At 70.9% G+C, this 18,322-nt stretch carries 15 protein-coding genes and 5 pseudogenes; 12 read left to right on the top strand and 8 right to left on the bottom strand.

Annotated features, from left to right (window positions below; all coding sequences use genetic code 11):
• The first annotated feature begins 18 nt into the window (after window positions 1–18).
• A complete protein-coding gene (locus IH68_RS0138970; protein WP_030945383.1) occupies window positions 19–2,334 on the top strand; it encodes an MFS transporter in 2,316 nt (771 codons plus the stop codon).
• 78 nt (window positions 2,335–2,412) lie between these two features.
• Here the strand turns inward: IH68_RS0138970 and IH68_RS50680 are convergent.
• Window positions 2,413–2,806 (bottom strand): annotated as a pseudogene (locus IH68_RS50680) (YceI family protein); the annotation flags it as partial.
• 43 nt (window positions 2,807–2,849) lie between these two features.
• Window positions 2,850–3,299: pseudogene (locus IH68_RS54150) on the bottom strand (PIG-L deacetylase family protein); the annotation flags it as partial.
• 154 nt (window positions 3,300–3,453) lie between these two features.
• Between IH68_RS54150 and IH68_RS59965 the strand changes: the two are divergent.
• The 3 genes and pseudogenes from IH68_RS59965 to kstD all read left to right on the top strand — a co-directional run bounded on the left by IH68_RS59965 (window position 3,454) and on the right by kstD (window position 6,111).
• Window positions 3,454–3,767, top strand: a pseudogene (locus IH68_RS59965) (RipA family octameric membrane protein).
• Window positions 3,764–4,063, top strand: a complete 300-nt coding sequence (locus tag IH68_RS0138955; protein ID WP_030945377.1) for a DUF7701 domain-containing protein — start codon at window positions 3,764–3,766, stop codon at window positions 4,061–4,063. The pseudogene IH68_RS59965 and the gene IH68_RS0138955 overlap by 4 nt, the downstream one beginning before the upstream one ends.
• A 257-nt stretch (window positions 4,064–4,320) precedes the next feature.
• On the top strand, window positions 4,321–6,111 hold the full coding sequence (gene kstD / locus IH68_RS0138950; protein ID WP_051833964.1) for a 3-oxosteroid 1-dehydrogenase: 1,791 nt from the start codon (window positions 4,321–4,323) through the stop codon (window positions 6,109–6,111).
• Here kstD and IH68_RS0138945 read toward each other — a convergent pair.
• The 3 genes and pseudogenes from IH68_RS0138945 to IH68_RS0138940 all read right to left on the bottom strand — a co-directional run bounded on the left by IH68_RS0138945 (window position 6,108) and on the right by IH68_RS0138940 (window position 7,503).
• Window positions 6,108–6,809 carry a class I SAM-dependent DNA methyltransferase gene (locus IH68_RS0138945; protein ID WP_051833963.1) on the bottom strand — a complete coding sequence of 234 codons (702 nt, stop codon included), beginning with the start codon at window positions 6,807–6,809 and terminating at the stop codon, window positions 6,108–6,110. The two genes, kstD and IH68_RS0138945, sit on opposite strands and share 4 nt — an antisense overlap.
• 2 nt (window positions 6,810–6,811) lie before the next feature.
• Window positions 6,812–7,055, bottom strand: a pseudogene (locus IH68_RS58600) (hypothetical protein); the annotation flags it as partial.
• A 244-nt stretch (window positions 7,056–7,299) separates the two neighbouring features.
• Window positions 7,300–7,503, bottom strand: coding sequence for a cold-shock protein (locus IH68_RS0138940; protein WP_003992177.1), 204 nt, complete (start codon window positions 7,501–7,503; stop codon window positions 7,300–7,302).
• A gap of 306 nt (window positions 7,504–7,809) precedes the next feature.
• Between IH68_RS0138940 and IH68_RS0138935 the strand changes: the two genes are divergently transcribed.
• Window positions 7,810–8,658 (top strand): menaquinone biosynthetic enzyme MqnA/MqnD family protein, encoded by an 849-nt coding sequence (locus tag IH68_RS0138935; protein ID WP_030945368.1) that lies wholly within the window; start codon window positions 7,810–7,812, stop codon window positions 8,656–8,658.
• 67 nt (window positions 8,659–8,725) lie between these two features.
• Window positions 8,726–10,489, top strand: coding sequence for a serine/threonine-protein kinase (locus tag IH68_RS0138930; RefSeq protein ID WP_030945365.1), 1,764 nt, complete (start codon window positions 8,726–8,728; stop codon window positions 10,487–10,489).
• Between the two features lie 48 nt (window positions 10,490–10,537).
• Here IH68_RS0138930 and IH68_RS0138925 read toward each other — a convergent pair whose 3' ends face one another.
• Together IH68_RS0138925 and IH68_RS0138920 are read right to left on the bottom strand one after the other, a co-directional pair.
• On the bottom strand, window positions 10,538–11,608 hold the full coding sequence (locus IH68_RS0138925; RefSeq protein ID WP_030945364.1) for a sugar ABC transporter substrate-binding protein: 1,071 nt from the start codon (window positions 11,606–11,608) through the stop codon (window positions 10,538–10,540).
• A gap of 580 nt (window positions 11,609–12,188) precedes the next feature.
• The gene (locus IH68_RS0138920) at window positions 12,189–14,105 is read right to left on the bottom strand and encodes a sigma-70 family RNA polymerase sigma factor (RefSeq protein ID WP_063763583.1); all 1,917 of its coding nucleotides are present in this window, start codon (window positions 14,103–14,105) and stop codon (window positions 12,189–12,191) included.
• A gap of 238 nt (window positions 14,106–14,343) precedes the next feature.
• On the opposite strand from IH68_RS0138920, the gene IH68_RS0138915 reads away from it, so the two are divergent.
• From IH68_RS0138915 to IH68_RS0138900, 4 genes are read left to right on the top strand one after another with little or no spacing between them, the layout of a single operon-like run.
• Window positions 14,344–14,757, top strand: coding sequence for an SsgA family sporulation/cell division regulator (locus tag IH68_RS0138915; protein ID WP_030945360.1), 414 nt, complete (start codon window positions 14,344–14,346; stop codon window positions 14,755–14,757).
• Window positions 14,758–14,800: 43 nt separating this feature from the next.
• Window positions 14,801–15,427: an A24 family peptidase gene (locus IH68_RS0138910; protein ID WP_030945357.1), complete on the top strand. Its 627-nt coding sequence runs from the start codon at window positions 14,801–14,803 to the stop codon at window positions 15,425–15,427.
• Window positions 15,428–15,476: 49 nt separating this feature from the next.
• Window positions 15,477–16,676, top strand: coding sequence for a cyclic dehypoxanthinyl futalosine synthase (gene mqnC / locus IH68_RS0138905; protein ID WP_030945354.1), 1,200 nt, complete (start codon window positions 15,477–15,479; stop codon window positions 16,674–16,676).
• Window positions 16,677–16,683: 7 nt separating this feature from the next.
• Entirely contained in the window at window positions 16,684–17,130 is a 447-nt protein-coding gene (locus tag IH68_RS0138900; protein ID WP_030945351.1) for an imidazolonepropionase-like domain-containing protein, read from the top strand.
• On the opposite strand, the gene IH68_RS55735 is transcribed toward IH68_RS0138900, so the two are convergent.
• Entirely contained in the window at window positions 17,127–17,297 is a 171-nt protein-coding gene (locus IH68_RS55735; protein WP_159403803.1) for a hypothetical protein, read from the bottom strand. The two genes, IH68_RS0138900 and IH68_RS55735, sit on opposite strands and share 4 nt — an antisense overlap.
• A 121-nt stretch (window positions 17,298–17,418) precedes the next feature.
• Between IH68_RS55735 and IH68_RS55730 the strand changes: the two are divergent.
• Window positions 17,419–17,547: pseudogene (locus IH68_RS55730) on the top strand (acyltransferase); the annotation flags it as partial.
• A gap of 80 nt (window positions 17,548–17,627) precedes the next feature.
• Window positions 17,628–18,320 carry a demethylmenaquinone methyltransferase gene (locus IH68_RS0138885; protein WP_030945346.1) on the top strand — a complete coding sequence of 231 codons (693 nt, stop codon included), beginning with the start codon at window positions 17,628–17,630 and terminating at the stop codon, window positions 18,318–18,320.
• The last annotated feature ends 2 nt before the right edge of the window (window positions 18,321–18,322 follow it).

Below are 18,322 nucleotides of genomic sequence, written 5' to 3'. Positions count from 1 at the left end.
CATGACGGGAGCACCACCGTGGAAGTCATCCCGGCCGCCGCCACCGCCCAGGCCGGGCCGCCCGGCCCCACCCAGGCTCCGTCGAAGCACCGCTGGTGGGCGCTGGCCGTCATCGGCCTCGCCCAGCTCATGGTCGTCCTCGACGCCACCATCGTGAACATCGCGCTGCCGTCGGCCCAGCAGGACCTGGGCTTCGACAACAACGGCAGGCAGTGGATCGTCACCGCCTACTCCCTGGCCTTCGGCAGTCTGCTGCTGCTCGGCGGCCGGCTCGCCGACCTCTTCGGCCGCAAGACCACCTTCATCGTGGGCATCGTCGGCTTCGCCGCCGCCTCCGCGGTCGGCGGCGCGGCCAACGGCTTCACCATGCTGGTCGTCGCGCGCGCGGTGCAGGGCCTGTTCGGCGCGCTGCTCGCGCCGGCCGCGCTGTCCTTGCTGACCACGACCTTCACCGAACCCAAGGAACGCGCCAGGGCGTTCGGCATATTCGGTGCCATCGCCGGCTCCGGCGCGGCCGTCGGCCTCGTCCTCGGCGGTCTGCTCACCGAGTACCTGGACTGGCGCTGGACGCTGTACGTCAACGACGCCATCGCGGTTCCGGCGCTGATCGGTGCGATCGTCTTCATCGGCCGCTCCGTCCCGGCCGAGCGTCCGAAGCTGGACATCCTCGGTGTCGTCCTGGTCTCCGGCGGACTGTTCGGCATCGTCTACGGCTTCGCCAACGCGGAGACGCACGACTGGGACAACTGGATGACCTGGGGCTTCCTCGCCGGGGGCGCCGTCCTGCTGGTGGCGTTCTTCCTCTGGCAGACCCGTGCCGAGCACCCCGTGCTGCCGCTGCGCGTCCTGGCCGACCGCGACCGCGCCGCCGCACTGTCGACCATCCTCATCTCGTCCGCGGGGATGTTCGGCGTCTTCCTCTTCCTCACTTACTACCTGCAGGCGACGCTGGGCTATTCGCCGGTCAAGAACGGTGTGGCCTTCCTGCCGATGGTGGGCGCGCTGATGGTGCTGGCGCAGATCTCCACCAACTGGCTGGTGCCGAAGATCGGCCCCAAGATCGTCGTGCCCACCGGCATGCTGCTCGCCCTGGGCGGCATGATCTGGCTGACCCGCCTCGACCTGGACAGCAGCTATGCGGCGCATGTGCTGGGCCCGCTGCTGCTGCTGGGCGCGGGCCTCGGCATGTCGATGCCCGCGGCGATGAGCTACGCCACCCTCGGCGTCCGGGCGAGCGACCAGGGCGTGGCCTCGGCGGCCCTCAACACCACCCAGCAGGTGGGCGGTTCGATCAGTACGGCGCTGCTGAACACCCTGGCCGCCACCGCCGCCACCAACTACGCCAAGGACCATCTGTCCGACCCGCTGGTCAAGGCGAACGCGGCCCTGCACAGCTACGAGGTCGCCTACTGGTGGTCGGCCGGCTTCTTCGCCTTCGCCGCGGTCGTCACGGCCCTGCTGTTCCGGGCGAAGAGGAACGCGAGCGCGCCCGCGGAGCAGGTCGAGACGCAGGTCGAGGCGCAGGTCGAGGCCCCGGTCCCGGATGGGCCTGTGGCCGTGGCCACCGTCCGTACGGACGCGGCCGTCCTCCGTGGACAGGTGCGCAACGGGACGGGCGTCCCCGTTCCCCGCACCGCGATCACACTGCTGGACACGTCGGGCCGCCAACTGGCCCGAGCCCTCTCCCGCGAGGACGGCACGTACGCGGTGGACACTGCCGAGCGCGGCAGCCTCGTCCTGATCGGCTCGGCACCCGGCTACCAGCCACAGGTGGTCACGCTGACCCTGAGCGGCGCACCGGTCTCCCACGACCTCGTGATCCTGCCCAGCCCGGGCGGACTGGCCGGCACGGTGCGGGGCGGCGACGGCGAGGTCCTGCCCGGCGCGCTGGTGGTGGCCACCGACCAGCGCGGCGACGTTACGGCCTCCACCACCACCGCAGCGGACGGCGGTTACCGCATCGGCGACCTGCTGCCCGGCGACTACACGCTCAGCGTCAGCGCGCCCGGCCACCGCCCGGCCGCCGTACCGGCCACGGTCACCGCCGAGACCGCCCGCTGCGACATCGAACTCGTCGTGGCCGCGACCCTGCGGGGCACGGTGCGCACCCCGGACGGGCGTGCGCTGGACGACGCCCGGGTCTCCCTGATCGACGCCGCCGGCAATGTCGTGGGGACACGCACCACGAGCCTCGACGGCAGCTACGCCTTCACCGACCTCTCCAGCGAGCAGTACACCGTGATCGCCAGCGGCTACCCCCCGGTGGCCACCCAGGTCACGCTGAACGGCAGCCAGGAGGGTGTCGACATCCAGTTGGGCCACAAGGAGTCCTAGGGCCCACCGACCCCCATACGGCAGCGTCCGCCGCCCCGGATCTCCGGGTGGCGGACGCTGCCGTGTCCGGCCCGGCCTTCAGCCGAGGTGCGGTAGTTGTTCGCCCTGGACGGCCTGGATGTCGAGTTCCACGCGCAAGGTGGCGCCGATGGCCGCGATGCCCGCCCGGACGACCTGGTTGTAGTTCATGGCGAAGTCCTCGCGGCGCAGTTCGGTGGTGGCGCGGAACGACGCCCGCACACCGCCCCACGGAATCGGGTCCGGTGCCCAGGTAGGACAGGTCCAGATCGACGGACCGGGCCACGCCGTGCAGGGCGAGTTCGCCGTGGACGGTCCAGCGGGCCTCGCCCGCCGGGCTGATGCCGGTGCTGCGGTAGGTGATCTTGGAGTGGACGTCGACGTCGAGGAAGTCCGCGGAGCGCAGATGGCCGTCGCGCATCGCGTTGCCCGTGTCGATCGACGCGGCTTGGACCCGCACTCGAGCCGACGGACCGGGCCAGGGTGGTGTCCACCGACTCCCAGGCCGCCCCCGTTTCCGGATACAGCCGGCCCCAGCCCGCCGCTTGCACGGCAAGCACCGTCACCCGATGCGCGTGCACGTGATCCGGATGCCCGGACAGATTGCCGTACGCGTCATGCGTGATCACGATCTCCGGACGGAACTCCCGGACATGCCTGACCAGCCGCCCCACCACCTCGTCCAGCGGTGCATCGCAGAAGCGTGGGGCGCCCGGCGCAGACTCGGGAACACGCGCATCGGCGTACCCGAGCATCCGTGGTTCCCCCGCCCCGAGGATGCGCAGCGCCTGGGCCAACTCGCCGGACCGCCGGGTGCCTTCGGCCCAGGTGGCGGTGACGACCGCGGTCCGCGCCCCCGAGGCCGCGTGCCGGGCGAGCACACCGCCGGACGTCAGCGACTCGTCGTCGGGGTGCGCGAAGACGGCCAGGAGGCTGGGGAGGGGCATGTCCGCATCACCCTTCGTCGTGAAGAACCAAGGTTAGAGGCAACTCCGGCCAGGGCCTCTGGAGTTGGTGACGTCCGAACCGGCTGCCCCCGGCGGGGATCCCGCCCGTGCGGAAGCGTCCGAGCTCGCACCGGAACTGCTCGACCTCTACAAGATGGCCGTCGAGATGTCGGACCGCGTCTCCGCCCGACGCGGTGCTGCGAACGCGTTCTTCCTCTCCGTTCAGACCGCATTCATCGGCGCGCTGGGCATCACCGCCACGGAAACCGCGCGAAATTCGACATCATAACTGCCGACGAACCGCGACTGCCGCTACGGGCCTTCAGTCAGGAGTGGGAGATACTGACGGGGAATTCCGGCGGGCCGTGGTGGACCAGGTACACCGAGTTGGGGGCGACCGAACGGAAAGTTCCCTGGGTATTTGCGGCATTGCACGCAGGTCTGTTCATCGGCATAATCTGCACGTGACTTATCTGCGCGCGGACGCCGCCCTGATCCGCGGACTTCTGTCGCCTCAGGCCCGCCCCCCGGCGGACGCCGACAATCTCTTCCTTCTCTACGCCGTCCTCATGCGGGCCAAGGGGGAACAGGTCACCGCGGCCGATGTCCACGACGCCTGGGCCGCCTGGATGGACAACCGGGATCCGGGCCATACCGCAATCGTGCCCTTCGACGAGCTCTCCCGGGCCACCCAGCGCGAGGACGAGCCCTACGTCCAGGCGATCCGGGCCGCGGCCCGGGTCCGGGCGGAAGACGGGTCCTGAAGAGGACGACAGGCAGGTCATGAACGAAGGGCGGCAATAAGGGATCCGGTTCTTTCGATCGGGTATTTCCTTCACTGTCGGGCGGTTCCAAGGTCGTTCCGGAATCCCATTCGTCGCCGACCGCCGGAATTCCTCGCACCGCTTCTGCCTCCGGCCTTGACTTCCCAAGACCCCCGCGCCACATTCCCACCTCGTACTTCCGCACCTCCGCACCTGCGCAACTCACCCCACCCCTCGTCCGGTTGGAGCGACCTGCCATGGCCACGAGCGCGGAACCTGTGAGACCAACAGCACGACCCACCCGGAGGCAGGTGCTCGGTGCCGCGGGCACCACCGGTCTCGCCCTGGCCGCCGGCGCAGGCCCCGGCACCCGCACGGCCACCGCCGCCGACCTCCCCCTCCTCGGCACCTATGACGTCGTCGTCATCGGCTCCGGAGCGGCCGGCATGACCGCCGCGCTCGCGGCAGCCAAGCAGGGGCTGACCACCGTCGTCGTCGAAAAGGCCCCCACCTTCGGCGGATCCGCCGCCCGTTCCGGTGCCGGCATCTGGGTTCCCAACAACCCCGTGATCCTCGCCGCCGGTGTCCCGGACACCCCCGCCAAGGCCACCGCCTACCTCGCCGCGGTCGTCGGCCCGGACGTACCCGTGGCCCGGCAGAAAGCCTTCCTGGCCCACGGCCCCGACATGATCTCCTTCGTGATGGCCAACAGCCCGCTCCGCTTCCGCTGGATGGAGGGGTACAGCGACTACTACCCGGAGCTGCCGGGCGGTCTGCCGGGCGGCCGCTCCATCGAGCCCGACCAGTTCGACGGCAAGCTCCTCGGCGCCGAACTCGCTCATCTCAATCCGCCGTACATGCAGGTCCCTCCCGGCATGGTCGTGTTCAGCGCCGACTACAAGTGGCTCGCCCTCGCCGCCGTGAGCGCCAAGGGCGCCGCCGTCGCCGCCGAGTGCCTGGCGCGCGGCACCAAGGCGGCGGTGCTGGGGCAGACGCCACTGACCATGGGGCAGTCGCTGGCCGCCGGGTTGCGCAAGGGGCTGCTGGACGTGGGCGTCCCCGTCCTGCTCGGCACCCCGCTCACCGACCTGTTCGTCGAGAGCGGTGCCGTCACCGGGGCGGTGGTCACGAAGGACGACGCCCCCGCCCTCGTACGCGCCCGACGCGCCGTCGTCGTCGGCTCCGGCGGCTTCGAGCACAACGCTGCCATGCGCGCCCAGTACCAGCGCCGGCCCATCGGCACGCAGTGGACGGTCGGCGCGAAGGAGAACACCGGCGACGGCATCCGGGCGGGACGACAACTGGGCGCCGCACTCGAGCTCATGGACGACGCCTGGTGGGGACCGGCCATCCCGCTCCCCGGCCAGCCCTACTTCTGCCTCGCCGAACGCACGCTCCCCGGCGGCCTCCTCGTCAACGCGGCGGGCTCCCGCTTCGTCAACGAGGCCGGCCCCTACAGCGACGTCGTCCACACCATGTACGACCGCAACCCCACCGACCCGGACATCCCCGCCTGGCTGATCGTCGACCAGAACTACCGCAACCGGTACCTGTTCAAGGACGTCGCCCCGACCCTCACCTTCCCCGACGACTGGTACCGCTCGGGGGCGGCGTACAAGGCCTGGACCCTCGACGCCCTCGCCGCCTCCGTCGGCGTTCCCGCCGCGGCCCTGCGTGCCACGGTCGACCGTTTCAACTCCCTTGCTCTGAAGGGGACCGACAGCGACTTCCACCGCGGCGACAGCGCCTACGACCACTACTACACGGACCCCTCCGTCCTCCCCAACTCCTGCCTCGCACCCCTGTGGCTGCCCCCGTACTACGCCTTCCGCATCGTCCCCGGGGATCTCGGGACGAAGGGCGGCCTGGTCACGGACGCGCGGGCGCGGGTGCTGCGGCCGGACGGCTCGGTGATCCCCGGCCTGTACGCCGCCGGAAACGCCAGCGCCGCCGTGATGGGACACAGCTACGCCGGTGCGGGGTCGACGATCGGGCCCGCGATGACGTTCGGCTACATCGCGGCGCTGGACATCGCGGGCGCGCTCTAGGAGGCCACCGCTGCCGGCTTCCGGGCTATGAGGAAGGCCTGCGGGGACGTCTCCTCCAGGCTTTCCTGCGGCTCCCGCACCGTCTGAGAGAGGAGCGTGAAGCCCGCGTCCGCCAACAGCCGGACCATGTCCTCCGGTTGGCGGCGCCGGAAGGTCAGCGAGACCGGGCGGCCCCAGGGGCGGTCGTGGTGGCGGTGCTTGTCGCCCGCCTGGAAGCCGACCAGGAGGTGGCCGCCGGGCGCGAGCACCCTGTGGAACTCGGCGAACAGGGCGGGCAGTTGCTCCACCGGGGTGTGGATGGACGAGTACCAGGAGAGTGCCCCGGCCAGCGTCCCGTCGGGAATGTCCAGGTCCAGCATCGAGCCCTGCTCGAAACGCAGCCCAGGGCTCTCCCGACGGGCGACCGCCAGCATCGACTCCGACAGATCGAGGCCGAAGACGTCCAGACCGAGCGAGGCGAGACGGGCCGTCGTCCGGCCGGGGCCGCACCCCAGGTCGGCCACCGGCCCCTCGCCGCCAACGAGTTCGGCGAACACCTGGAGTATCGCCCGCTCCAGCGGCCGGTCCGCGAGCTCGCGCTCGAACCGGGCGGCGTAGTCCTCGGCCACGGCGTCGTAGAACGTCCGGGTGCTGGTGAGGAAGTCGGGTTCGGGCGAGTTCTCGTCGCCGCTCAGGGTCTCGTCACGGGTCTCGGCCATGGTCAAAACCGTAGCGACCGCCACTGACAATCGACCGGCGCCAAGCCCCTCGGCCCTCCCCTCGCGCCCTTCCTACTGGGCCACCCTTGCTCAGCCCCCCCGGGGGCCCGCAGCACCACCACCGCGAACGGCGCCTTCCTCCCCCACTGTCGGCTGCGCCCGAGCGGGGACCCCCATCGCCAGTACAGCCCCGACCAGTACCCCGGCCGGCCGCGCCCACCCCGCAAAGCCGCCGTTCTCCGTCAGGTCGACGTTGTCGAGCTGGAGGGCGGGAGCGGAAACCGCGGCGTGGAGACGCTGTGGGCGCTGGCGGTGGCCCTGGGGGTGCCGTTCAGCACCCTGGGCGCTGGCGCCCGGAACGACGTTCGTGCTGGTCATGCAGCACGTCTGAAGGGCCCGGGCAAAGGCAGGAGCCCCGCTGCCTTGCGGCACGGGGCTCCTTGGGTACTGCTCTCAGTTCCGGATCAAAGCACCAGGCTCCGAGACCGAATCAGACGGGGGTGACGTTCTCCGCCTGCGGGCCCTTCGGGCCCTGGGTCACGTCGAAGGAGACCTGCTGGTTCTCCTCCAGCGAGCGGAAGCCGCTCGCGTTGATGGCGGAGTAGTGGACGAACACGTCCGGGCCGCCACCTTCCTGGGCGATGAAGCCAAAGCCCTTTTCGGCGTTGAACCACTTCACGGTTCCGGTAGCCATAAGCCCTCCTTGGGCCCAAAGGGTTGCCCTGCTCCAGAACCTGCAAGTGTGAAAACAGTGCTGCACAACTGCATACGTCTGAAAACGACGAGAGCCTGCGGTTACATGCTCCGCAGGCTCTGTACTGCAAGGGAAACCAAACTGCAACTTGCGGCGAGCCTAGCACGCGGGCAGCGGAAAGCAATAGAGGGCAAGATCACGTCACCCGGACGTTTGAAGGCTTGGAATGGGATTGACGGGACACCGGTGACGTCGCCGCACCACCCTGAAGGCTGCACCGTACCTCATAGGGTCTAGCCTCGCGATGTGGACAATTCTCGCACCCGGCCGCGCGTCGGCCACATCCAGTTCCTGAACTGCCTGCCCCTGTACTGGGGGCTCGCGAGAACGGGCACGCTCCTCGACTTCGAGCTGACCAAGGACTCCCCGGAGAAGCTCAGCGAGCAGCTGGTGCAGGGAGACCTCGACATCGGGCCCATCACCCTGGTCGAGTTCCTCAAGAACGCGGACGACCTGGTCGCCTTCCCTGACATCGCGGTCGGATGCGACGGCCCGGTGATGTCCTGCGTGATTGTCTCGCAGGTCCCGCTGGACGAGCTGGACGGCGCCCGGGTGGCGCTCGGCTCGACCTCGCGCACCTCCGTCCGCCTCGCTCAGCTGCTGCTGGCCGACCGCTACGGCGTCCAGCCCGACTACTACACCTGCCCGCCCGACCTCAGCCTGATGATGCAGGAGGCCGAGGCGGCCGTACTCATCGGGGACGCGGCGCTGCGGGCGAACCTGCTCGACGGGCCGCGCTTCGGCCTCCAGGTGCACGACCTCGGCTCGCTCTGGAAGGAGTGGACCGGGTTGCCGTTCGTCTTCGCGGTCTGGGCGGCCCGGCGCGACTATCTGGAGCGCGAGCCGTTCATCACCCGCAAGGTCCACGAGGCCTTCCTCGCCTCCCGCGACCTCTCGCTGGAAGAGGTCGGGAAGGTCGCCGAGCAGGCGGCCCGCTGGGAGGCCTTCGACGAGCGGGTCCTGGAGCAGTACTTCACGACGCTGGACTTCCGTTTCGGCGGGCCGCAGCTGGCCGCGGTCGCCGAGTTCGCCCGGCGGATCGGTCCGACGACCGGCTTCCCGGCGGACGTGAAGGTGGATCTGCTGCAGCCGTAAGCAGTTCGGGAACGGCGCACTACCCTTTTCTCGTCGTTACGGGGGATACGGGGGAGGGGTGGACGCCATGCAGTCGCTCGGAGCCGACGAGCCCACCGTCGTGGGGCCCTACCGGCTGCTCGGCCGGCTCGGCTCCGGCGGGATGGGCCGCGTCTACCTGGGACGCAGTGCCGGGGGCCGCACGGTCGCGGTCAAGATCGTGCACCCGCACTTCGCGCTGGACGAGGAGTTCCGCGCCCGCTTCCGCCGCGAGGTGGAGGCAGCGCGGCGGGTGGGCGGCGCGTGGACGGCGCCGGTGCTCGACGCGGACCCCGGGGCGGCCGTCCCCTGGGTGGCCACCGCGTATGCGGCAGGACCATCGCTGGCGGGGGCCGTCCAGGACGGCGGCCCGCTGCCGGAGCATTCCGTACGGGTGCTGGGCGCGGGGCTCGCGGAGGCGCTGGCGGCGGTGCACAAACTGGGTCTGGTGCACCGGGACGTGAAGCCCTCCAATGTGCTGCTGACGCTCGACGGCCCGCTCCTGATCGACTTCGGCATCGCGCGGGCGACGGACGGTACGGCGTCCCTGACGTCCACCGGCGTGTCCATCGGCTCGCCCGGCTACATGTCGCCCGAGCAGATCCTCGGGAAGGGGGCCACGGGTGCGGCCGACGTCTTCTCGCTGGGTGCGGTGCTGGCGTATGCGGCGACCGGGAAGCCGCCGTTCCCCGGGGATTCGTCCGCGGCCCTGCTCTACAAGGTCGTCCACGAGGAGCCCGAACTCGGCTCGCTGAGCGGTGAGTTGCGGCAGGTGGTGGAGGCGTGCCTGGTCAAGGAGCCGGGGCAGCGGCCGACGCCCGGTGAGGTGGCACGGCGGCTGGCTCCCGACGGGGCGGCGCGCATGGTGGCGGGCGGGTGGCTGCCGGGGACGCTGGTGGAACAGGTGAGCCGCAGCGTCGTGAAGCTGCTGAACCTGGAGGCCGGGGACGAGGCGCCTTCTGGGCCGGTGGGGTTCAGCAGCCCTTCGGTCGGGGACGCGGTGACGGCCGGTGGGGAAGGGGCCGGGCACGCGACGACGGGGGAGTTCGGACCGGCGCCGGTGATGCCGGCGGCTGCGCCTTTCTCCGGCCCTTCGGTTTCCGCGTCTGTCCCTGCCGTTTCTTCCTCTGCCGTTCCTGCGTCTCCCGCCTCCGCGCCCGAGCCACAGGACGCGCCCCCCGTCGAGCAGCGTCCGGGCAGGCTCACCGTGTCCGTGGCTGCGGCGTCCGCGCCGGGGGACGGCGGGCGCGGGCGGCGGCTGAGCTGCACGGTGGCGCTGGCGGTCGCGGGGGCGCTGGCGGCGGTGACGGTGGGGTCGGTGTTCCTGTTCGACCTGTTGCCGGGCGGCAGTGAGAACGACGCGGGCGGCTCCGGCAGCGGCGCCTACTCTCCTGGGCCGGGAGCCACTTCGAGCGCCTCACCCACCGACGCCTCCACCGCCGCCGAGAGCCCCACCGGGACCGCCGTGCCCGCCGGCTACCTCGGCACCTGGGAGGGCCAGGGCCTCGTCCTCGACGGCGCCCTGCCCGCGGGCACCTTCCGGGTGACCGTTCATCAGGCCGGCGTGGGCCAGGAGCTGGGCCGAGTCCGGCAGACCGACCAGCTCGGGGGCGTCTGCAACGACGTACTGACCCTGAAGAAGGTCACGAAGAAGGAGCTCGTCACGACGTCGGTGGGCGCCAAGTCCAACCACGCGGGGTGCAACCCGGTGGCGCACACGGTGCGGTTGCTGCGCGTGGGGGACGACCTGAAGTACGTGTCGGACAGTGAGGCGGAGGGGCGGCCCACGGCTCGGATGTCGAAGGTCAAGTAGTCCGGCTGTTGCGCCGGACGCGCGCGGGTGGAGGCGGACCCGCCCAGGTCAGCGACTGTTGCCCCAGAGAGACATGTCGTCGCTCTTGAGACTGGGAACCCCGCCGTAGGTCCCGCCGTGCGCGGTCACCAGCGGGGCGGAGAGCTGGTCCTCCAGCACACCGTCGCGGACCCGGATGATCGTGCTGGCGTGGTCGGTCCTGCCCGGCTTGAACGTCTTGCCCTCGATCGCCGCCTTCAGATAGGAGAGGGCGTACTTCGCGTAGAGGTCGGCCGGCTGGGAGACCGTGGCGTCGATCTTGCCCTGGGCGATGGCCTTGAGCTCCCGGGGGATGCCGTCGTTGGAGACCACGAACACGTGCCTTTCGTCCTGCGGACCGACCAGCAGACCCTGCTGCCTGAGCACCTGCAGGGTGCCGGAGAGCATGGAGCTGGCCTGCAGGTAGATGCCCTTGACGTCCGGGTTGGCGGTGAGATCCGTCTGCAGCTTCCGGGCCGCGACCGCCCCGTCCCAGTTGGTCGCCTCGCCGAAGACCTTGATCTTGGGGTAGTTCTCCTTCATGCACCCGTTGAACCCCTCGGTGCGGTCCCGGGCATTGATCGAGGCAAGGTCCCCTTCGAGCACGACGACCTTGCCCTCGCCGCCGAGCTTCGTACCGAGGAACCGGCAGGCCTTCTCGCCGTACGCGCGGTTGTCTGCGCGGACGATCATGTAGACCTGGCCGGTGTCAGGGCGGGTGTCCAGGGTGACCACGGGGATCTTCTGGGCGGACAACTGCCTCAGGACGGGCCCGATCGCGCCGGTGCTCTGCGGAGCCATCGCCACGCCCTTCACCCCGTGGATGATGAACGTCTGTACGTTGGCGGCGAGATTGCCGATGTCGTTCTGCGAGTTGGTCGTCTCCAGCCTCAGACCGAGCTCCTTGGCGAACGCCGGGGTGTACTTGATGTACGACGTCCAGAAGTCGGTGTCGGAGCGGGGATAGTCGACGCCCACCACCGGGGCGCGGTTGGTGCCGGCCCCCGAGTCGGCACCGGAGCCGCCGCAGGCGCTGAGCGCGGTGACGGCGAGGACGGTGACGGCGCCGAGGCCGGGATGTCTGAGGCATCGGGTCTTCACGGCGGATTCTCCTTGCGGACGGTTTCATGCCGGAGATCAGGCCCGGGGGCGGATCGGTAGCCCGTGCATGCCGCCGTCGGCGGCGAGATCAGTACCTGTGGTGGCACCGGAGAGCGGGTTCGCGAGGTACGCGAGCCGGTGTGGAATCCGCTGCTCATCGGGCCTCCTCAGGCCTCCTGGTCCCCACTGTAGACGTCGCGCCCACCCGCCCGGCGGCTCCGCGCCGTCGAGACCGAGCCCGCCGATCAGCGCCCGATTGCCCGGTCCGGTTCGGCGGGGCGCCCTCCACCACATCGATGGTTGCGACCGGGGGCGCCGGTTTCAGCCGGTCCCCTCGCCGACACTCCGTGTGAAGTCCTTCCGAGCCACCCGCCCCACCAGATCGTCCTCCGGCAGTCCGCCAGGGCGTCGCACCCCTCGGCCACCAAGGCGAGGACGCCCGCCAGGTGGGGCAGGCAAGTGCGCGTGCGGTGCGGGTGCGCAGGGGAAGCGGAGGCCTGCCGGTGCCGTACGCCGTGACTGAGCGCTTCGCCGGTGCGGAACGACGGCCGGGGCTTCGGACTTGGCGCAGGACTCGCGTTTACTCCGAGCCTTGCCCCGCGCTGCCGTGCTGGTTCGGGCAGCCGTCTCCGGGAGGTGTGGAGACCGGCGGGGAGGCGGGCCCGGAGCCGGGTGGGGGCTCGGTCCCGGTGGGGCCGTCCGCCGAGGGGGCCGGGTCCTCAACAGGCTCGGGCTCCACGGGAGCCGGGGTCTCGGGCTCCGATGCGGGCGGGGACGAGGGCGCGCTCGGGGGATCGGCTTCGGGGGTGTGATCGGAGGGAGCTGCCGGAGCCTCGGGGGAGTGGTCGTCGGCGGGGGCGGGCGGGGTTTCCGGGGACTCCTTGACCGGAGGCGCCGGGGGCGGCGGGGGCTGTTCGCTGGGAGTCGGGGCGTCCGGGTACGGGTCGGAGGGCGTGGTCGGGGCCTCCGGCTGCTCAGGCTTCCCGCCCGTCGCCGGGGGAGCCGGATCCGTCCCCTTCGGTGCGGGCTCGGTCGGCTCCTCCGGGGACTCCTTGACCGGAGGCGCCGACGGCTGCGGGGGCTGTTCGCTCGGAGCCGGGGCTTCCGGGGACGGGTCGGTGGGGGTGGGAGGGGCTTTCGGGTACGGGTCCGAGGGCGTGGGAGGGGCTTTGGGCTGCTCAGGTTTCCCGCCCGTCCCCGGGGGCGCCGGATCCGTCCCCTTCGGTGCGGGCTCGGTCGGGTCCTCCGGTGCGGTCTTGGTGGGCGGCGGTGTGTCGTCCGTCTTGCTCCCGGCCGTGTTCCCACCCGGAGCCGGCGTGGGCTCATCGGTGTCATGGGGCTTCGGTACGGACGTCGCGGTCCTGTCGGTGTCGTCCGTGCGCACCCGCTCGCTGCGCTGGACGCCGGCCGTACGAGCCGGCGTACCGTCCTTCTTCGGTACGTCGTTCCGCGCGCCCGTCGACGGCGGGCCCACCGGTGCCTCGGCCACCGGGACCTTGGCCGCGGGCGCGTCGGCCACCGGTGTGTGCCGGGCCGGGGCCTGGCCGGCGTCGGCCGGGCCGAGGACGAGCAGGAGCGCGGCGGCGCCCACCACGACCGCCCCGGCGGCAGCCGCCACCTGTGTCTTCGAACCGCCGACCGCTGCTTGGCGCACTCCGTGCAGCAACCCGCCGTGCCCGCCGGCCGCGGTCGCCGCACCGGCCGGTCCGGCGGTGAAGGCGAGCAGGAACTTGCCCGCACCGCCCACCGCCAGCACGAGAAGTGCCGGCCCGACGAGCGCGGGCAGCCGGTCGTTGGCGCTCATCAGGGCGGCCAGCCGCGCCCGGCAGTCGTCGCACGCGTCCACATGCCCGAGCAGCCGCTCGGACTGCTTCGCGGTCGCCGCGCCCCGCACATATGCGGGCATGCGCGCCCAGTACACCTGGCACGCGGGGTCGTCGGGCGCGCCGGTCTGCGTCCGCAGGAACGCCTGCCGCATGCCTTCCCGGGCGCGATGCAACAGCACAGCCGTGGCACCCTCCTTGGTCCCGAGCTGCGGACCGATCGCGGCCAGCGGCTGCCCCTCCGCCTCGGCCAGCCACAGCGCCTTCACCCACCGCTCGGGCAACTGCCCAAGGACCCGTACCACCAGGTCGACGGAGGACACCCGCTCGGCGGGGTCGTCCGCGTGCGGGTGGCCGTCCGTCTCGACCCGCTCCTCGCCGTGCGGATCCCGCGGCGTCTCACGCACCGCGCTCCCGGCGGCGATCGCGAGGTGCCGCACCGTCGTCATCAGGTACGCCGGCACGTTGTCGATCTCGTGCCCCGCGGCCAGCCGCCGCCACACCCGGAAGTGCGCCTCGGCGACGAGGTCTTCGGCGGTCCAGGCGTTCCGGGTGAGCGAGCGGGCGTATGCGACGAGTCGCGGCTGCTGTTCCTCATAGATCCGGGCGTACGCGGCCGTGACGGCGTGGGACGCGGAAGCCGGTGCGGACACTGCAGTGGAACCGTCGGACATGGCGGAACGCTCCAGTTGCCTACTGAGGGCGGGGGAAGGTTTTGTAAGCCTAGATGGCAAAAATTTCAATCAAAGTTGCGCTGTATCGCCGATGTGGCGCACGTCACGGAAGTTCTCTTCGGTTGCGGCGTAATGCCCACGCCCCCGAGGCGCTCCAAGAGGTGCACAGGCCCAACTGGCCGCCGCAGAACCCGACATGCTCGAAATGCTCTACATGCCCGAAAAGGGAGCCCCCCTCGTGTACATAGCCCTGGAGCAGCCCACCGGCGCCCACCTGCTCACTCCCGACCACGACGAACTGGCGGTGCCCGTCACCCTCCGCTACCTCTCCGACGACCCGCTGGCGGTCCACTTCGTCTTCCCGGCCTGGATCTCGCTCGACGAGGAGGAGGTGACCTGGACCTTCGCCCGCAGCCTCCTGGAGGAGGGCCTGGGCACCCCCGCGGGTCTCGGCACCGTTCGGCTCCGCCCGCACGGCCCGTCCCACACCGTCGTGGAACTCCACGCCCCGCAGGGCATTGCGGCGGTCCGCTTCGAAACCACCGCGCTCCACCGCTTCCTGCTCCGCTCCTACACGGTCACCGAGCCGGGCGGCGAGCCCCTGGAACCGGCCCTCGACCAGGGGCTCGCCTCTCTGTTCGGCGCTGTGTGAGGCTGGGGGCAACGGTTTTGCCGGCCAACGACCCCCCGGACGGATGAAGTTGCTGATCGCCGTCGCCGCGCTCTGGGGCGCGGCAGCAGGGGCCCTGCTGCCGAGGGCCGCCCGCCGGTTCTCCGTGCAGTCGTACGGTCCTGGCGCCCCCGCCCTCACCACCGCCCTCGTCTGTGCCGCCCTCGCCGCCGCCACCGGCACTCGCCCCGAGCTCGGTGTCTGGCTGCTGCTCGGGCCCGTCGGGGTGCTGCTGGCGGTCGTCGGCCTGAGGGTGAAGCGGCTGCCCGACGTTCTGACGCTGCCGCTCGCGGGCGCCGTCCTCGTACTGCTCGGCGTGGTGGCGCTGTTGCCCGAGCACGCCGGTGACTGGACGAAGGCGCTGTACGGTGCCCTCGCGCTCGGCGGGTTCCTCCTGGTGCTGTTCCTCATCGATCCGGGCGGCATGGGCTTCGGCGACGTCAAGCTGGCGCTCGGGCTGGGCGCCGCCCTGGGGTGGTACGGCTGGCCGACGCTCATGCTCGGCACCCTCGCCGCGTTCCTGTTCGGGGCGGTGTACGGGGGCGCACTCGTCGCCCTGCGGCGGCGGGGGCGCGAGGCGGCCCCCGCGTTCGGGCCGTTCCTGCTCGGCGGGGCGTTCCTCGGGCTGCTGATCGGGGCGTACGCGGCCTGACGTAGGCTGGGCAGGTCTGTCCACACCCCTTGACGAAAGGGACGCCCCGGTGACCGAGAAGGCCGACCTTCAGTCCGTCCTCGACCGCGCCGCGGCCGGTGGTCGGATCACCTCCGAAGAGGCACTCGACCTCTACCGCGACGCCCCGCTGCATGCGCTGGGTGCCGCCGCCGACGCCGTGCGCCGCCGTAAGTACGCCGGCACCGAGCACATCGCGACGTACATCATCGAGCGCAACATCAACTACACGAACGTGTGTGTCACGGCGTGCAAGTTCTGCGCCTTCTATGCCGCTCCCAAGGACACGGCGAAGGGCTGGACGCGGGATCTGGACGACATCCTGCGGCGCTGCGCTGAGACCGTCGAGCTCGGCGGCACCCAGATCATGTTCCAGGGCGGTCACCACCCGGACTACGGCGTCGAGTACTACGAGAAACACTTCGCCGCCATCAAGAAGGAGTTCCCGCAGCTCGTCATCCACAGCCTGGGGGCGAGCGAGGTCGAGCACATGGCCCGGATCTCCAAGGTGAGCGTGGAGGAGGCCATCTCGCGTATTCACGCCGCCGGCCTCGACTCCTTCGCGGGCGCCGGCGCCGAACTGCTTCCCGAGCGGCCGCGCAAGGCCATCGCGCCCCTCAAGGAGTCCGGCGAGCGCTGGCTGGAGATCATGGAGACCGCGCACGGCCTGGGTGTCGAGTCGACGTCCACCATGCTCATGGGCACGGGCGAGACCAACGCCGAGCGCATCGAGCACCTGCGGATGATCCGTGACGTACAGGACCGGACGGGCGGCTTCCGCGCCTTCATCCCGTACACCTACCAGCCCGAGAACAACCATCTGAAGGGCCGTACCCAGGCCACGCTCTTCGAGTACCTGCGGATGATCGCCATCGCACGGCTGTTCATGGACAACGTCCAGCACATCCAGGGCTCCTGGCTGACCACCGGCAAGGAGGTCGGGCAGCTGTCCCTGCACTACGGCGCCGACGACCTCGGCTCGATCATGCTGGAGGAGAACGTCGTCTCCTCGGCCGGTGCCAAGCACCGCTCCAACCGGCTCGAGATCATCGACCTGATCAGGAAGGCCGGGCGCGTTCCCGCTCAGCGGACCACGACGTACGAGCACATCGTCGTCCACGACGACCCGGCGAACGACCCCGTCGACGAGCGGGTGATGTCGCACATCTCGTCCACGGCGATCGCCGGCGGCACCGCCCATCCCGAGCTGAAGCTGCTGGCTTCCAACTGACGTACCGGTGCTGACGATTCACGCGGCGGACGAGGTCCGGACCGCCCGGGACGCCGAACCGCTCAAGGACGGCGCCGTGGCGGTCGACGGGGCCCGGATCGCCGCGGTGGGTCCGCTGGCTCAGGTGCGGGGCCGGTTTCCACAGGCGCGGGTCCGGAGTTGGCCGGGCGTCCTGGAGCCCGGGCGCCTCCACGAGGGTCCGCTTCCCGATGCGCCGAGCCCACGCGAACGCATTCATGCCGTGCTGAAGGCGGGTGCCGTGGCGATCCTCGCTCAGTACGCCGACTCACCCGAACTACGGGCGGCGGCCGAGCGGAACGACGTCCTCGTCCTGCCCGGTACGCGGCCTGAGGCTCTGGTCGAGTCCGGCCGGGCCGACCTCGCCGTGTTCGACGAAACCGGCGCGTGCATCGCGACGGTGTGCGCGGGGCGCCTCGTGCACAGGCGTCGTTAGCCCGCAAACGCCTTTCCGAACGCTCCCGGACTCTGCTTCACCCCACTGCAGTCGGTCGAGGCGTCGTCGGTCAGCTCGTTGCCCTCGATGTCGAAGTCGGCCTGCTGGGAGCCGGCCGCGTCCAGTGCCCTGCCGTACGGCCACCGGCGCGACCCTCTCGAGGGCAAGGCACTCATCGTGGCCGTCGCCGTCGCCGAGTAGGCGCTGCCCGTGCTCCCGGCAGGGCTGATGGTCGTGGGCGTGGCCGTCATGGGCCGCTTCGGGATGATGGTGATCCTCGCGCGTCGGGCGGTCCCGCTGATCGACCGGTTCTGGAGCGTGCCCGCGTTCGAGAAGTACCTGCCGCTGGACAGTCAGTGGTTCATGTTCGGTATCGGCTGGGTCCTGATCGCGGTGTTCGTCCTGTTGTGCGGCTGAGGGGAGGACGTGGCGGCCAAGAAGAAGCCGAAGTTCCTCCCCTGAGCGGGCGGCAGGGGGCGTACTGCAAGAATGGCGGCGTGACCCGCGCTTCCCTGAACAAGCAGCCGCACGAAGTCGCCTCGATGTTCGACGACGTGGCGGAACGGTACGACCTGACGAACGACGTGCTGTCGCTCGGCCAGGACCGGGTGTGGCGCAAGGAGGTGGCCCGCGCTGTCGACGCCCGGCCCGCGCAGAAGATCCTGGACCTGGCTGCCGGCACGGCCACGTCCTCGCTGCCCTTCGCCCGCACGGGCGCGTACGTCGTTCCCTGCGACTTCTCCCTCGGCATGCTCCAGGTCGGCAAGAAGAAGCACCCCTGGCTGCCGCTGACCGCGGGCGACGCGACGAAGCTGCCGTTCAAGGACGACACCTTCGACGCCGTCACGATCTCCTTCGGGCTGCGCAACGTGCAGGACTTCGACGGGGCCCTGCGCGAGATGCACCGGGTGACCAAGCCCGGCGGCCGGGTGGTGATCTGCGAGTTCTCGCACCCGACCTGGGCGCCCTTCCGCACGGTCTACACCGAGTACCTGATGCGCGCCCTGCCGTCGGTCGCCCGCGCGGTCTCCTCCAACCCCGAGGCCTACGTCTACCTCGCCGAGTCCATCCGCGCCTGGCCCGACCAGCCCGCGTTGGCCGAGCACCTGCAGAAGGCCGGCTGGTCGAAGGTGGCGTGGCGGAACCTGACGGGCGGGGTCGTGGCCCTGCACCGCGGTTTCAAGGGCTGAGG

It is taken from the genome of Streptomyces sp. NRRL S-646 (assembly GCF_000720765.1).
In the GTDB taxonomy this organism is placed as follows: Bacteria; Actinomycetota; Actinomycetes; order Streptomycetales; family Streptomycetaceae; genus Streptomyces.
The sequence above is the reverse complement of the archived record's forward strand: the minus strand, read 5'-3'. Positions and strand labels throughout refer to the sequence as shown.